The sequence below is a fragment of the Bacillus sp. FSL R9-9492 genome, from assembly GCF_038007365.1.
Lineage (GTDB): Bacteria > Bacillota > Bacilli > Bacillales > Bacillaceae_G > Bacillus_A > Bacillus_A mycoides.
Genome location: NZ_JBBOXC010000002.1, coordinates 163,267 through 177,576, shown reverse-complemented (window position 1 = coordinate 177,576; position 14,310 = coordinate 163,267). Strand labels below are relative to the sequence as shown.

Sequence of the window (14,310 nt, the reverse complement as noted above, 5' to 3'; positions counted from 1 at the left end):
ATTTCAAAGTATTAAATTCAGTAGGCTTATCCGAATCCACATAAAGGTTTTTAGTTAAATTTATGACCAACCATTTATAAATGGTTGGTCATAATATTCTCAAAGCTCCATATCTTTTAATCCAGGGCTATGCTCATTTGGCATTTCAGGAAGTTCTGGTACAGGAAAACCTTGTGGTGGTTCCGTTACACTTAAAGTTCCTTTGTTTCTACTTGGTGATTCACCTTGGAATATTTCTCCCATTCTTGTTGGATCCAATCTAAAATTAAATTGAGCATTATGGAATCCCATTTCCACATATTTTCTACATTCTGGATATTTATTTATATCATAGTTAGGAACTGGAAAAAGTTTTCCCCATTCCACACCTAACGTTTCTAATGCTTTTGCGAAAGCATTTTGGTGTGCATTATCACGTACAATTAAAAATGCAAGAGTTTCACGATAAGATGTACTAACTTCGAGAAGAAAACCCGCTACATAAGCAGCAAATCCACGGAAGAACATATCTATTGTAAGAATTAGAACTTTTTCATGTTACTTCTCCCCGTTTTTTAAAGTCAACTATTGATACAAATTTGTTCTTTCTCTTTATTTTGTTTTTTATCTATTGCAAACGAATAATAAGATAATGCCAATGCTATTATAACCATCACTCCGCCAATCCAGCTTAGATTTAAAGTTGATGTGTATTTAATTACCATTCCTCCTATACCAGCTGCTATGGACATACCAATATTCATCACCGTTATATTGAAGCTCAACAAAATTTCTGAGGTCTGTGGTTTCAATGAAATCATATAAACATGCATTGCAGGTGTTGTTGTCCAAGTAGCTAACGCCCAAATTATAATGATAAGCAAAATAGCAATTGTTGAGTTTAAAAATGGCCTCATTAAAAATAAAGATATGGCATTAACGATTAAACTACAGGTAATGACTTTAACCGATCCCCAATTGTCTGCCATTACTCCACCAACTTGAGTACCTATAAAAGCAAAAATACCCAATGCAAATAATGATATACTAATCAACTCAATTGTAAAATTTGCCCCTTGACTCAAGATTGGCGAAATATATGCAAAGACCAAGGTATATCCCAATATCCAAAATACAGTTGTTAAAAGTCCTGTTATAACCTTCTTGTCTTTTATTACCAATAATTTTTTTTTCAGTGGAATTGATTTTTCTGCTTCTAATTTGGGAACTAATCTGTTTAACAAGAGCAAATTTATAAGCGTTAATCCTCCAATAATGAGATAAATATAATGCCAGTCTATATACGCAGCAGTTAGAGTCCCAATAGGTACCCCAAATGCTAGTGATATAGTAAAACCTGTAGTAACTGTGGCCATCGCTTTACCTTTTTTGTCAGGAGATGCTAGGTGAGCAGCATAGTTTGTTGCAACAACTGTGAACAATCCGCCACTCATCGCCAATATAATCCGTGATAGCATCGCCAGAATAAAGTTGGAACTTAAAAATGCAATTAGATTTCCAATGAAAAAGATGAACAAAGAAATTGAAAGAACCTTTTTTCTATCCCATTTAGCTGTTAATAACACTAAAAAGAACGCTCCTAATGCATAGAAAATGGAATATATTGAAATTAATTGTCCTGCCGCTGATATTGAAACATCTAAATCTTTAGCAATAATTTCTATAATACCAGAAACAACAAATTCTGCGGTTCCAGTTAAGAATGCCCCTAACGCTAAAAGATATATCATTAATTTATTCATAAATTCATCTCCCACTAATTTCTTTTTCTTTCCCTAGTTTAAAACACATGTTATCATGAGTAAAATTGATATTTTTAATATAGGAGATGAGTAAAAACTCATGACAATTGCGCGTTTCGAAGTTTTTTCTAAAGTTGTCGAGCTTGGCAGTTTTACGAAAGCAGCCAAAGCCCTGCACATGACACAGTCGGCTGTCAGCCATGCCATCGCTAGTCTTGAAAGTGAATGGGCAGTTAATCTTTTAATCAGAGAAAGAGGAAAAGATTTAGCTCTTACTGAAATTGGAACTATAATTTTAATTCAGGTCCGTGAAATATTAAACAGAATGGAACATATTAATCAGGAAATAGCCTTACAAGCGAATTTAGAAATAGGAACGATTCGCATTGGAAGTTTTACAAGTGCATCAGCATGTCTTTTACCGAAAATTATTTCAAAGTTTCATAGGAAATATCCCAAAATTGAATTGAAATTATTTGAAGGATCCTATGAAGAAATTATTGAATGGCTTAAAACGGGAGTAATTGATGTCGGATTTATAATTGAACATGATTTAGATTGTGAATTTGATACCGTTCCACTTATTGAAGATACAATAGCTGTAGCATTCCCGGATAACGGAAGATTCTTAGGGAAAGACTTTATTCAAATTAAGGATTTGAAAAACGAACCGTTGATTATGCCAAAAGGAATGTATCAGTTATATATAGAGGCAATTTTTAAGAAAGCGAAGGTACAGCCTAATGTACGCTTTGAAGTGCAGGATTGTAATACGATTGCAAACATGGTTAATGAAGGTCTTGGGGTTACCGTTGGTTCAGAGCTATTTCTTAAAACTCAGCCAAATATTTACACAAAAAGGTTACAATTAGCAAGTTTAAGGAAAATAGCATTAGCTTGTATGTCAAAACAGGACACACCCCCGGCAGTTCAATCCTTTTTAAAAGTAGCAACCGAGGTTTATAGTCTTTCATAATTTTGCTCTAATTTATTATTGGAGATTCAAATTACTATAAGTGTTTTAATAGGAATCCATTTTGATTGATGACTTGGTTTGATCGAAATTTACGTCTTCCTTTCAAACCAAAATAAGTCCATTTCTAAAAAAGTATTTTAAAAAGTTCTCCAATTTTATATTTTAAAAAAGACATTTAATTTCTGCTATCTTACCTAATCTTATTATAAATTCAGCCCATTTATTTCTGGTTGATCATTCTGCTTATTCCATATAATGACCCGTTTATTGAACAAGAAAAACCCTACATTTCAAGCAGGATTTTTGATCAAACTTTTTTATAAACGGTACGACTTTATTTCAAATCAACAATAAACTAGTAAATAAGATATTAATTCCATTCTTCATTTGTTTCTTCTCCTCATCTAGCTTTTATAAATAAACAATTGATCAACTGTTACACCCAGATTTTTCGCCAAACTAAAAGCAAGTTCCAATGTAGGATCATATTTATTATTTTCTATCGCATTAATCGTTTGTCTTGAAACATGACATAATTTAGCTAAATCATCTTGGGAAAACCTTTTCTCTTTACGTAAAATCCGAATTCCATTCTCCATTTAAATAAACATCACCCCTAATGTTGTCAAAAACCTTTTACATTATTAGTTTATCTACTTAAGTAATATATATCAAAAACTTTTTACATAATTCTACAAAAAAAGATGACCCTGACACTCAGGATCATCTTTTTTTGTAGAACAATTAATTCGATTTTACAATTGTTGAGGATGCTTCATCATTCCACGTTCTAGCTCCGTCTCCCATACTGTAATTCGTCAAATTATAGACGGCACCTGTGTTCGCAAGACCAATTGCACGTCCTTCTGCATTTGCATGTTCATAAATAAATGTGTGATCGCCATACGAATGCGTACGTACACTCGATACAGCATCGTTACTCCAGCCTGCGAAGTTTGTAACCACAACTGGGTTTCTACTTGCGTTTACAGTGAAGTTTGGTCCACTTGCATTAATATCATGATAGAAAGTAGAGTAAATTGCTGCTAGCGGTTTAATAGTGCTATTCTTTGGAACAGGGTGCGTTTTAATATGATTCTCGAAATCCGTTTTTGTATCAAATCCAATTGTCGTTAGTTCTCCATTAAACCCAGGTTCCACCACTTTGTAGGGTTTATCTGTCGTTTCTGCAGCTTTTGCCTCGATGTTGGATACACCAAATACCATGACACCAGCTAATAGACTCGTTGAAAGTACACCAAAGATTCGTTTCAAAATCATCCACTCCCCAATTAGTATATGTTTCGAATCCATTGTATAATTAATTTTCATATTTTTATATATTTGTAAAATTTTATCAATTTATAGTTTATATAGGAATACTCGGATGGTTCCACATATTTTATATGGCGAGGATGAAGAACTTGTAGTTGAGAGAAAAAATCCCCATGTGTATTCTGCCTTCCTCCCTTCCCCGCGGGAAAAGAATTGATACCAACCTTACTTTCATTAATTGATTTGTAAACACAACCTTTACATGTAAAATAGATTTGTATTACAAATAACCGAAAAATTGAGAATGTTTGTGCAGAACATTCCCAAAGTTTAGTTTAGAAACTTATTTGTATAAAAAATGACCGCTAAGTAATTTATACACGACTTAATGTAAAATATATAGAATATAAGGTTATTAAAGGATGATTTTGACATCGCACGTCTTACCTAGTTGCAAACAATACACTGAAAGGTCCTCATAGATTTCGCGATGTACAAAATACAATATGAAAAGTTGTATTTCGGGAGGAATACATGGAGAAAAATAAAAAATTGGTTTTCACTTACCACACATCCAGATGAACGAATTCAAAAGATTGAAATGAAGATTTGGGCACAATCGGGTGTATTCATCCTCTTGACTGCCCTTACAGATGTCATCATACGAGGTTTCTTTTTACATCGTCCGTTTATAGAATGGGCTTCAACGCTTGGTATTGTCGTCAGTTTTGCTGTATTTTATTCAACCAGATGTATGTTCGCAGGTGTGTATGAGCCAGAAGTCGACAGTAAAGAAAAAATGAACCTAAAATTGAAGGAGAAATTTCCCCTTACATTCTTTATCTGTTTTGGGGGTATTACTTCCATTACGTATCATAATCCATTACCGCAAAGTCTAATGGGATGGTTTCTTGTCATTATTAAGTTCATACTAGTTGTTTCGTTTGTGTTTGGTATCGAATATATATATAGTTGCTAGAATAAAACGTGTTTTTTTAGTTAGGGCCTTTTGCTTTTCGTAATGAGTTTTAAAACTGGTTTTTGAGCGTATTTCTTTCCGTTCCGTTAAATCGATACATAAGAAACCCCCACCTCAGGTCTATACTTAGGTGGGGGAGTATTCATCTACACTCTATATTTGAAGTTACAGCCATTATACTAATTTAATATTATATTCCTGAAGCCAACTATTAACTTGAAGTAGATAATCTATTAGACCTCGTGCATCATTACCAGAAATAACTTTGTCTTTTCCTTCTGCAATAGTACGAACTCTTTCTACATTAATTAGCGGCAAAATTGGTGATTGAGAATCATTCAACACATTGAGCATCCAATTACTAATCCCTTGTAAATAAGAAGCATCCTTTGTACTTGGATATGCACTTTTTTTGCGATAACATACATCCTCAGGAAGTATAGTTTGAAAAGCTCGACGTAAAATACCTTTTTCAATATTGTCTATACTTTTCATTTCGAATGGGACATTCCATAAGTATTCTACAAGCCGATAGTCACAAAACGGAACTCGTACTTCAAAACCATTCATCATACTTGTACGGTCTTTACGTTCTAGCATAAATGGCAAGAAACGTGTAATAAACATATAAGACATTCGACGTTGCTTCATTTGCAGATCATTTTCGCCTTCTAAAAAGGGAATCTCACTAACTGCCTCTTGGAATTTTTGTTTATGATATTTTTCAGGACTAATCTTCGCTTTAAGATCTTCTGATAAAATGTCTGTACTATACCATAAGTTAACACTCCAAGGGAACACTTCTGCATCTAAAAACTGTTCTTGATGGAACCATGGGTATCCTGAGAAAACCTCATCCGCTGATTCTCCTGAGAGCGCGACTGTTGCGTCCTTTTTCATTTCCTTAAATAACAAATAAAGAGACGTTTCTAGTTCCCCAACTCCAGGTAGATCACGTGCTCGCATTGGAGCTAATAAATGCTCTATTAACTTATCTGATCCCAACTCTATAGAGTGGTGTTTTGTTCCAACATATTCAGCCACACGTTTCACCCAAGGTTCATCGCGATCAAAACGAAGGAAATCTTGTTCAAAGTCTTTTTCATCATTCGTGAAGGTAAGAGAATATGTATGAAGACGTTTCCCTTTATTCCCAAATTCATTTCCTGCTAAACCTGTTAGACCACTTGAATCTAGCCCTCCAGAAAGCATAGATACCACTGGTTTATCAGCAATTAACTGTCGTTTAACCGTATCTTGTAAAATGGATCGGATTGTTTTGACTGTCGTATCAATATCATCTATATGTCTTTTACTTTCAAGTTTCCAATACTGTTTTGTATTCGAACCGTTGGACGTAAACGTCATATAATGACCAGCACGCACTTCATGTATGTCTTTAAAAATAGCATGACCAGGAGTACGTGTTGGCCCAAGACAAAATATTTCAGAAAGTCCTTCTTTATCTACTTCTGCTTCTACAAGTGGATGCGAAAGTAAAACTTTTAGTTCTGAACCAAAGAGAATTGCACTTCCACGTTGAGCGAAAAATAAAGGCTTCACACCCAGATGATCACGACCAAGCATCAATTTTCCAAACCTTTCATCCCAAATACCAAAAGCAAAAATTCCATTTAAGTGTTGAACACAATCTTCTTGCCATTCTAAGTAAGCGTGTAGTAATACTTCTGTATCTGACTTAGTCAGAAATTCATGACCTTTCTCCTCAAGTTCTTTACGTAATTCTTGATAGTTATAGATTTCTCCATTGAACGTAAGGCCAATCGTATCATTTCCATCTTTATACAGCATAGGTTGAAGGCCACCTTCAGGATCAATGACGATGAGACGTCGATGACCCAATGCCGCTCGTTTTGAAAACCAAAACCCCTCTGCATCAGGTCCTCGGTGAATAATAGCATCTGTCATTTTTTTTAACGTTTCTTGTTGATCTGAAAGGTCTTTAGACCAGTCTATCCATCCTGCAATTCCACACATAGTGTCTACCTTCTCTCAAATAGTATAGAAATCGACTAAAACCAAACATTGGTCGATTTCCTACAAAAAAATCCGACTAAAAAGACATTTTAGTCATGTTTATATAATAAAATGAATTGAATAAAAAATCAAATTATTCACTCGAAAAAGAATTTTCCACCTCCTTTCACCTGAATTCTAAACATTCAATTTAAAAAATTACTATTCCAAACTTTCATTTTTATCTTCAGCGTATAAAATTCTATTTCTTCATGGCATACTCTGGGTATACTTAAGTGAGTAGCATAGGAATAATATATGATATTCTATAACAAGCAAATAGGGGATTTTCTATTAGGAGCTACAAGTAGAATGATAGCGAATTTAATTAAAGACAGCTTCGCTAAATATTTCAAGGATAGGGTGTAGACAATGATAAAATTAGAAAAAGAAAATAAAAAGATAAAAATTATTCAATCAGCCACAATACTTTTCTCTACGCGTGGTGTCCGTAGCACAACGGTTGACGAAATTGCAAAGAAAGCTAAAATTGGTAAAGGTACTATTTATTATTATTATACAGATAAAACTGAAATATTGCGTGACTGCTATATGCGTTATATTCAGCTTAAACGCTCACAATTATTTAATTTATATAAAGAAGAAAAAGATGTTTTACTTCGAATACAAAGGGTCCTTCATCATATTAGTACAGAATACCATCAAGATCCTTTTGTCTCTACACTCTTTCAAGAATATAAAGAGTACCGTTCGCCTGAAATTACAGCTTGTTTTAAAGAATCTGAAGAAGAGGCAATTAAAATGATAAGTCATTTACTTGAAAAAGGTTATCAGCAAGGAGTTTTGCATAACCTACCGTTACCGCTAACAGCTTTTATGTTAGTACGAATGATTTTTGACTATGAACAGGATTATATAAAAAGTGAGAAAAGCGATAAAGAATTTTTACAATTACTAAAGCATATGCTTCTTAAAAACTAGTTTTACCAACATAAAAAAAACAACAAAATTTACTTTATATAGAAAATGTTAATTTAGCCAAGTGAACGATAACGTGTGTGATTCTAGTTTTAAAAGAGTGTTGATAATTGAATTGTGGGCAATAAGAATAGGATATGTGAACTCCCCCCTTTTAGTAGCTCTTAAGTACTTACTTGAAGCAGGACGGTTCTGGTGCAAAAAATCTATAAAACTTGGACATACTGATATTACTACTCTAGAAAAGGTGTGTGATCAGTATGAAAAAGGAAAATTTATTCAAATGGAAGCATTATCAGCCTGATTTAATTTTGTTAACGGTAAGATGGTACCTACGGTATAACCTCAGTTTTCTTGATTTGGTGGAAATGATGAAGAAACGGGGCTTATCTATTTCTCATACCACGATTATGCGTTGGGTTCATCAGTATGGTCCTGAATTGGACAAACGAATTCGTCGTCACCTCAAGCAAACCAATGACTCTTGGAGAGTTGATGAAACATATATAAAAGTTAAAGGGCAATGGATGTACCTGTACCGTGCTGTTGATTCGAAAGGAAACACAATCGATTTTTGTCTAAGCAAAACAAGAGACCAAAAGGCTGCAAAGCGCTTTTTCAAGAAAGCTTTGCGGTCTTTTCATGTTTCAAAGCCACGTGTGATAACAGTCGATAAGAATCCGGCTTATCCTATAGCAATTGAACAGTTGAAAAAGAAAAAAGCATACCTGATGGTATGCAACTTAGACAACAAAATTACTTGAATAATATAGTAGAACAAGATCATCGCTTTATAAAGAAGCGTATCCGTTCTATGCTAGGGCTCAAATCTTTTGACACAGCTACATCCATTCTTTCTGGAGTAGAAGCCATGCATATGATTAAAAAAGAACAGATTAATTTACGGAACCAGTCTATCCAAAATCAGAAAGAATTCGTCCATCAATTGTTTGGACTTGTAGCATAAAATACGATCCCGTTAGGAATATATATGCTTTATTCTCTTTTACTTTATTTTTGCACCAGAACCAAAATTATGGACGTTTATAACTTTCTACTAAAACTATAAAAAGTCAACCCCAATGGAATTGACCTTTTATAGACTGTGGCAACAGAAGTATGTCATTAAACTAGATTTTGATATTGTAGCATTTCATTTGTGAAAAGTATAACGCGATTAAACAAAAATAGATGTGTCAATCCTTAGAACATTAGCTATAACTTGTTTTTTGAATAGGTATAAATATATAAAATATCTAATGTGCCTATAGAATTTATCATACATCATTATCAATAGTTAACTCTTTTTTAATCTATTTTATTAATAATCCCGTAGAAGTAACTTGATATGTTTTTTTCTTACCCACAAATTCCTGTTTACTATTCTCAAGATTAGTAAGTGTGGCACGTGTCTTTTCCTTTTGTGCTTCTCCCTCTATATGAGTAAACTCAATATAATCCCCTACTTTGACTGAAACGGTTTGGCTTTCAGCAGCTTGTTGTCTATTTCCTACAATTTCTTTATTGTACAAAATATTGCCCGATGAGTTTTGAACTTTAATGCTTGCATACGTACTAGTAAAATAGGAATGGGGTATACCCGCTTCTAATTTAATCTGCATTTTCTCTGTTGCTTTGTTATACTCTACTTTTGCGATTTCTCGATCATTATATCCTTTTAAAGACCAGCTAAATTGATTTCCATCTAAAACTGTTGTTTCCGGCATTTTCTCTACTTTCTTCAGACCTTCTTTTGTAACTTCGTACATTGCTTTTTTTCCAAAGCTCTCTTGTTTACTATTATCGACATTTGTGAAAGTAGCTCTATGCACACCTTCTAAATGTGTTAACTCGATATAATCTCCTACTTTGACTGGTACCTTTTGTGATTCAGCATTTTGCTGTTTGTTTCCATAAATGTCTTTATTGTATACTACTTTCCCCGATGCATTTTGTACTTTAATACTCGCGTATGTTTCATTAAAATAATGATGCGGTATGCCTGCTTTTAATTCAACTTGCATTTCTTCTGTCGACTTATTGAAATTGATTTTAGCAAACTCGAAATCACTGATTCCTTTTAGCGACCATGCAAATTGATTTCCATCCAAAATTGTTCCTTCTGGCATTTTTTCTACTTTCTTCAGACCTTCTTTTGTAACTTCGTATATTGCTTTTTTTCCAAAGCTCTCTTGTTTACTATTATCGACATTTGTGAGAGTAGCTCTATGCACACCTTCTAGATGTGTTAACTCAATATAATCTCCTACTTTGACTGAAACTTTTTGCGATTCAGCATTTTGTTGTTTGTTTCCATAAATGTCTTTATTGTATACTACTTTCCCTGATGCATTTTGTACTTTAATACTCGCATATGTTTCATTAAAATAATGATGTGGTATGCCTGCTTTTAATTCAACTTGCATTTCTTCTGTCGACTTATTGAAATTGATTTTAGCAAACTCGAAATCACTAATTCCTTTTAGCGACCATGCAAACTGCTTTCCTTCTAAAATATTAGAAGAGTTCGGTATATCTGAGCTAAAACCTAAGTTATCTAATATAGATTTTAGATCAGGTAAGACACCTATTCTATCATTCGACGGATCTTGGGATTTTGTTCCTGTATTTGGATTACTTAAGATATTTCTTAATTCGGCTGGTGTATAAGAAGAACCTCGATGTTCTTTAGCAATACCTTGAATCGAAGTTGCTGCCCCAGTAATAATTGGTGAAGCACTTGATGTTCCACTAAATGTTGATGTATATAAATTTGTAGTATTTTGACTTGGATTTGCTGATGTTGTATCAACATTTTCTCCCCATCCATATACATCTAATCGACTTCCATAATTTGAAAACCATAAACGTTTATGTGGAACAGTTGATGATCCCGCCCCAACCATAATAGCACCTGAATCCTTAAAGTCTGGACTATTTCGATTTAAGATCTTTTTTCCATTACGATCTTTAAAATTATCTAAGTCGTTTGAACCATTTGCCCCAGCTTCTATAATAATAATCCCTTTATCTGTACCAACACGAATCGCATCAAAAATATCTGGATGTACTTCTACAGGTAAATATTTATCCCCATACCCATCATACGAAGCTTGTGCCTCTAATAAAAGAATATCCCCTGCTTGTAAATTATGTACAGCACTTAAAATAGCATCCGCTGTATTATAAATTCCATTATCCCTAATTTGGGATATTACTTTTACATTTGCTTTTGGTGCAATTCCAATATTTCCAATTTGATTATCTTCGGATGAAACAATTCCTAATACAGAAGTACCATGAGCTCTATGTTGGCTTATATTTTGTCCAGACATAAGCTTTATATTTTTATTGACTAAATCCTCATGGTTCAATAACCATCCATATTCCATATCCACAAAAGTTGTGCCCTTCCCGTCACCACCTCGTATGATTAAGTTAGGTTTTTTAGGAATGGGATTCACCTATAAACCCAAGAGTATCCAGCTTTATGAGATACTTATATTTGTAGATAGAGTGTTGCCGATCACCACCTTGAATCCTTGTATTCGATTGAAAGATTGGTACCTCTGTCTAATAAGTAGTTTACGAATGAGTTGGATGTTGATGACCATTGGTCATTCTTCGTATCTCTTACGAGGTAGTAGCGCTTATTAGTTCAGGGGAGGATAACACTATCTAAAAATCATCAAAATAGGGGTGTATACTATGTTCTACTTAGGTATTGATATTGCCAAACACAAGCACTATGCTTCCATCATTGATTCCACTGGGAAACCTATTACCAAGCCATTTCCTTTCCACAATCATAAAGAAGGTGGACAAGCTTTATTAACTTGGCTTTACCAATACATTAGTTCTCCGACAGAACTGTCAATCGGGATGGAGGCCACCGGTCACTATTGGATAGCTGTCTATTCTTTTCTACTAGATCATGGTTTTTCTGTGATTGTACTGAACCCACTCCAAACCAATGCATGGCGAAAGGGGACAGAAATTAGAAAGAGAAAAACAGATGCCATTGACGCCACTATGATTGCCGATGTCATACGATTTGGCCGCTTCCTTGAAACTCCACTCGTAGACGAGAAAATGTTCGCTTTAAAACAACTAAGCCGGTTTCGTAATTCTCTTGTACGTAATATAAGTGATTTAAAACGCAAGGCGCTTGTCGTGTTAGATCAAACCTTTCCAGAATATCAAAGTATTTTCTCTAATGTCTTTGGCAAAACGTCTTCACAGCTCCTAATTGAATATACATCTCCTAGCGATTATGAAAGACTGTCTATTGATGATTTGACACTAATAATTGAGCAAGCAAGTCGTTGCCGACTTGGAAAAAAAACAGCTAATCAACTGATGGAATTAGCCTCAAACTCATTTGGTGTCACCTTTTGTAAAGATGCTTTCTCATTCCAATTAAAAATGTTGATGGAGCAAATCCGCTTTATTGAAACTCAGTTGAGAGAATGTGAGAATCAAATGTCTCAACTATTAAGTGACTTAGATACACCAATCACTACTATTCCGGGTATTGGTCCTATATTAGGTGCCACCATATTAAGCGAGATTGGGGATATAGACCGCTTTGACAAGCCTTCTAAACTTGTGGCTTACGCCGGTATTGATGCCACTATTTCTCAATCAGGTCAATACGAATCAACTGGTATGTCTATGTCCAAACGTGGCTCCTCCCATCTACGTAGAGCATTATTTCAAGCGGCTATTACTGCTTATAAACATGATCCTGTATTAAAAGCTTTTTATGAAAAGAAACGAAATCAAGGAAAACACTATTATGTTTGTATAGGAGCTGTAGCTAGGAAGTTGTGTTATATTGTCTATGCCATTCTAAAGAGTAATAAACCCTATAAAATTCCTCCATTCCCATGCCAGAGATAACTTTTTTATTTTTTGAGACTTCTCAAGGTTTATTTAAGTTACCCTTTTTTAGGGTAAACACTCTTCATTTATATTGTATTTCACGCTTGACATTTCATAGTTGGTCTTTCAATGATTATGTGATTACTTCTGATATTGCTCTTTGCAATTTTGAACAAAATAGGTAACTTCTTTTTCAAGTTCTGAAAGTTTATCAATTGTAAATTTAATCTCTTTTTTCACCTTACCTTTTTCATAATATGCAAGAGTATCCCTTCTTTGCGATAATCCCCAATCATGAGGGTTACTTGTACTTGGAATATCGTCACGATTTTCATCTAAACCTTTTACTTCAATCTTTTCTTTTTCAGCTATTTTTTTTACAAGGAAGATCCAATCTTCACTATGCCTCATGTTAGACGTTAGCATAACAAAACCTGTGCCATCCTCACTCATGAACTTCTTCATTTCTAACGGACTAAGTTCCATTACTTCCCCTTTTCCCGAACTAAAGACAAATGTTGAACCAATACCAATTGCAATTAACAGTCCAACAACAGCGGAAATGATCCACCCTTTACGACTCATACATGTTCCTCCCTATGTCATATTTTTATAAGCGATTTTGAAGTGTGATGAGACACGTTTAAACTTCAACATCTGTCTTTATTTTATAACATTTAAAGGAAAGTGGGATAGAAAATGGAAATATCATTTATGGCTGGAATGACGAACCCTGTATTGGTATGCGTATAGAAACTAACCCCGACCTAGCTTCTATATGCCCAATACCGCACTACGTATTTTGGCATGAACGTAGAACCTTATGTATCTACTGTTTGTATGGTTTATCGCTTCTTTAGAATGTCAAAATGGGATATTCCTCACGATCACTAGCGCAAACAGATTTTTGATACAATGCATTTCCAATGGTCACAGATATGAGTTTTACGTACGCACTCTTCTAACGATAATCGTATACCTAACCCCTCTAGTGACCGTTTCAAGGGAGGCACGCATATATATTGAAAGCCGTATATCATCCTTCTACATCATTACTGAAAGGAAGATATACGCAATATATATCTAAATTGTCAAAGAGCAAATTACTTTGTGCTATGTTCTCAGCACACTTCAAAATCGCTTTTTTTATTTACACTTTTGTTTTACGGCTACTAATTCCGCTTGTTTATGTTTCCTTTTTGCGATCAAGTTTTGATGTTCGTCTCTGACAGAACGCACTTGATAATAAATTTGAGCTACATTTTCAATGCTTCCTGTGTTATTTTCAATTGCGATGGTGCCTTTCAGTTCGTATGTTTTTCCATCAAAAGTTTTGACACTATGAGCTTGTGATGCGGCAATATCATAGAATGTGAGCCTTTGTTCTTTTCTCATATGAACGCCTCCTATTTTTGATAAAGAAGGGAGAAAAGCGCTTCTCCCTTGTATAGTTTTCTAGCCATCTAGATAGGATGAAA

Annotated in this window: 10 protein-coding genes and 3 pseudogenes; 5 read left to right on the top strand and 8 right to left on the bottom strand. The window is 34.4% G+C overall.

What is annotated here, in order from left to right:
* Positions 1-99: 99 nt before the first annotated feature.
* Together MKY70_RS29220 and MKY70_RS29215 are read right to left on the bottom strand one after the other, a co-directional pair.
* Positions 100-450 (bottom strand): annotated as a pseudogene (locus MKY70_RS29220) (manganese catalase family protein); the annotation flags it as partial.
* 110 nt (positions 451-560) lie between these two features.
* Complete coding sequence (locus MKY70_RS29215; protein WP_341026641.1) at positions 561-1,742, bottom strand: MFS transporter; 1,182 nt, start codon at positions 1,740-1,742, stop codon at positions 561-563.
* A 100-nt stretch (positions 1,743-1,842) separates the two neighbouring features.
* Here MKY70_RS29215 and MKY70_RS29210 point away from each other — a divergent pair, with 100 nt between their 5' ends.
* The gene (locus tag MKY70_RS29210) at positions 1,843-2,718 is read left to right on the top strand and encodes a LysR family transcriptional regulator (RefSeq protein ID WP_341026640.1); all 876 of its coding nucleotides are present in this window, start codon (positions 1,843-1,845) and stop codon (positions 2,716-2,718) included.
* Positions 2,719-3,122: 404 nt separating this feature from the next.
* Here the strand turns inward: MKY70_RS29210 and MKY70_RS29205 are convergent, their stop codons facing one another.
* Positions 3,123-3,317: a helix-turn-helix transcriptional regulator gene (locus MKY70_RS29205; RefSeq protein ID WP_033713529.1), complete on the bottom strand. Its 195-nt coding sequence runs from the start codon at positions 3,315-3,317 to the stop codon at positions 3,123-3,125.
* 145 nt (positions 3,318-3,462) lie between these two features.
* Positions 3,463-4,050 carry a hypothetical protein gene (locus MKY70_RS29200; protein WP_002169694.1) on the bottom strand — a complete coding sequence of 196 codons (588 nt, stop codon included), beginning with the start codon at positions 4,048-4,050 and terminating at the stop codon, positions 3,463-3,465.
* A 433-nt stretch (positions 4,051-4,483) separates the two neighbouring features.
* On the opposite strand from MKY70_RS29200, the gene MKY70_RS29195 reads away from it, so the two are divergent.
* Positions 4,484-4,972, top strand: a complete 489-nt coding sequence (locus MKY70_RS29195; RefSeq protein ID WP_341026638.1) for a DUF6773 family protein — start codon at positions 4,484-4,486, stop codon at positions 4,970-4,972.
* Between the two features lie 174 nt (positions 4,973-5,146).
* Here MKY70_RS29195 and asnB read toward each other — a convergent pair whose 3' ends face one another.
* Positions 5,147-6,970 (bottom strand): asparagine synthase (glutamine-hydrolyzing), encoded by a 1,824-nt coding sequence (gene asnB, locus MKY70_RS29190; protein WP_002169693.1) that lies wholly within the window; start codon positions 6,968-6,970, stop codon positions 5,147-5,149.
* A 411-nt stretch (positions 6,971-7,381) separates the two neighbouring features.
* On the opposite strand from asnB, the gene MKY70_RS29185 reads away from it, so the two are divergent.
* Together MKY70_RS29185 and MKY70_RS29180 are read left to right on the top strand one after the other, a co-directional pair.
* On the top strand, positions 7,382-7,951 hold the full coding sequence (locus MKY70_RS29185) for a TetR/AcrR family transcriptional regulator (RefSeq protein WP_002169691.1): 570 nt from the start codon (positions 7,382-7,384) through the stop codon (positions 7,949-7,951).
* A 257-nt stretch (positions 7,952-8,208) separates the two neighbouring features.
* A pseudogene (locus tag MKY70_RS29180) lies at positions 8,209-8,915 on the top strand (IS6 family transposase).
* Positions 8,916-9,261: 346 nt separating this feature from the next.
* Here MKY70_RS29180 and MKY70_RS29175 read toward each other — a convergent pair.
* Positions 9,262-11,379: pseudogene (locus MKY70_RS29175) on the bottom strand (putative mucin/carbohydrate-binding domain-containing protein); the annotation flags it as partial.
* 277 nt (positions 11,380-11,656) lie between these two features.
* On the opposite strand from MKY70_RS29175, the gene MKY70_RS29170 reads away from it, so the two are divergent.
* The gene (locus tag MKY70_RS29170) at positions 11,657-12,850 is read left to right on the top strand and encodes an IS110 family transposase (protein WP_016102528.1); all 1,194 of its coding nucleotides are present in this window, start codon (positions 11,657-11,659) and stop codon (positions 12,848-12,850) included.
* 123 nt (positions 12,851-12,973) lie between these two features.
* On the opposite strand, the gene MKY70_RS29165 is transcribed toward MKY70_RS29170, so the two are convergent.
* Both MKY70_RS29165 and MKY70_RS29160 read right to left on the bottom strand, forming a co-directional pair.
* On the bottom strand, positions 12,974-13,417 hold the full coding sequence (locus tag MKY70_RS29165; RefSeq protein WP_017674623.1) for a hypothetical protein: 444 nt from the start codon (positions 13,415-13,417) through the stop codon (positions 12,974-12,976).
* 561 nt (positions 13,418-13,978) lie between these two features.
* Positions 13,979-14,227 carry a hypothetical protein gene (locus tag MKY70_RS29160; RefSeq protein WP_113710522.1) on the bottom strand — a complete coding sequence of 83 codons (249 nt, stop codon included), beginning with the start codon at positions 14,225-14,227 and terminating at the stop codon, positions 13,979-13,981.
* Positions 14,228-14,310 lie beyond the last annotated feature (83 nt).

Excerpts from the sequence above, each read along its gene's own strand:
- MKY70_RS29165 (WP_017674623.1), bottom strand. The coding sequence starts at position 13,417 with ATGAGTCGTAAAGGGTGGATCATTTCCGCTGTTGTTGGACTGTTAATT.
- MKY70_RS29215 (WP_341026641.1), bottom strand. The coding sequence starts at position 1,742 with ATGAATAAATTAATGATATATCTTTTAGCGTTAGGGGCATTCTTAACT.
- MKY70_RS29200 (WP_002169694.1), bottom strand. The coding sequence starts at position 4,050 with ATGAAAATTAATTATACAATGGATTCGAAACATATACTAATTGGGGAG.
- MKY70_RS29195 (WP_341026638.1), top strand. The coding sequence starts at position 4,484 with ATGTACAAAATACAATATGAAAAGTTGTATTTCGGGAGGAATACATGG.
- MKY70_RS29185 (WP_002169691.1), top strand. The coding sequence starts at position 7,382 with ATGATAAAATTAGAAAAAGAAAATAAAAAGATAAAAATTATTCAATCA.
- asnB (WP_002169693.1), bottom strand. The coding sequence starts at position 6,970 with ATGTGTGGAATTGCAGGATGGATAGACTGGTCTAAAGACCTTTCAGAT.
- MKY70_RS29205 (WP_033713529.1), bottom strand. The coding sequence starts at position 3,317 with ATGGAGAATGGAATTCGGATTTTACGTAAAGAGAAAAGGTTTTCCCAA.
- MKY70_RS29210 (WP_341026640.1), top strand. The coding sequence starts at position 1,843 with ATGACAATTGCGCGTTTCGAAGTTTTTTCTAAAGTTGTCGAGCTTGGC.
- MKY70_RS29170 (WP_016102528.1), top strand. The coding sequence starts at position 11,657 with ATGTTCTACTTAGGTATTGATATTGCCAAACACAAGCACTATGCTTCC.
- MKY70_RS29160 (WP_113710522.1), bottom strand. The coding sequence starts at position 14,227 with ATGAGAAAAGAACAAAGGCTCACATTCTATGATATTGCCGCATCACAA.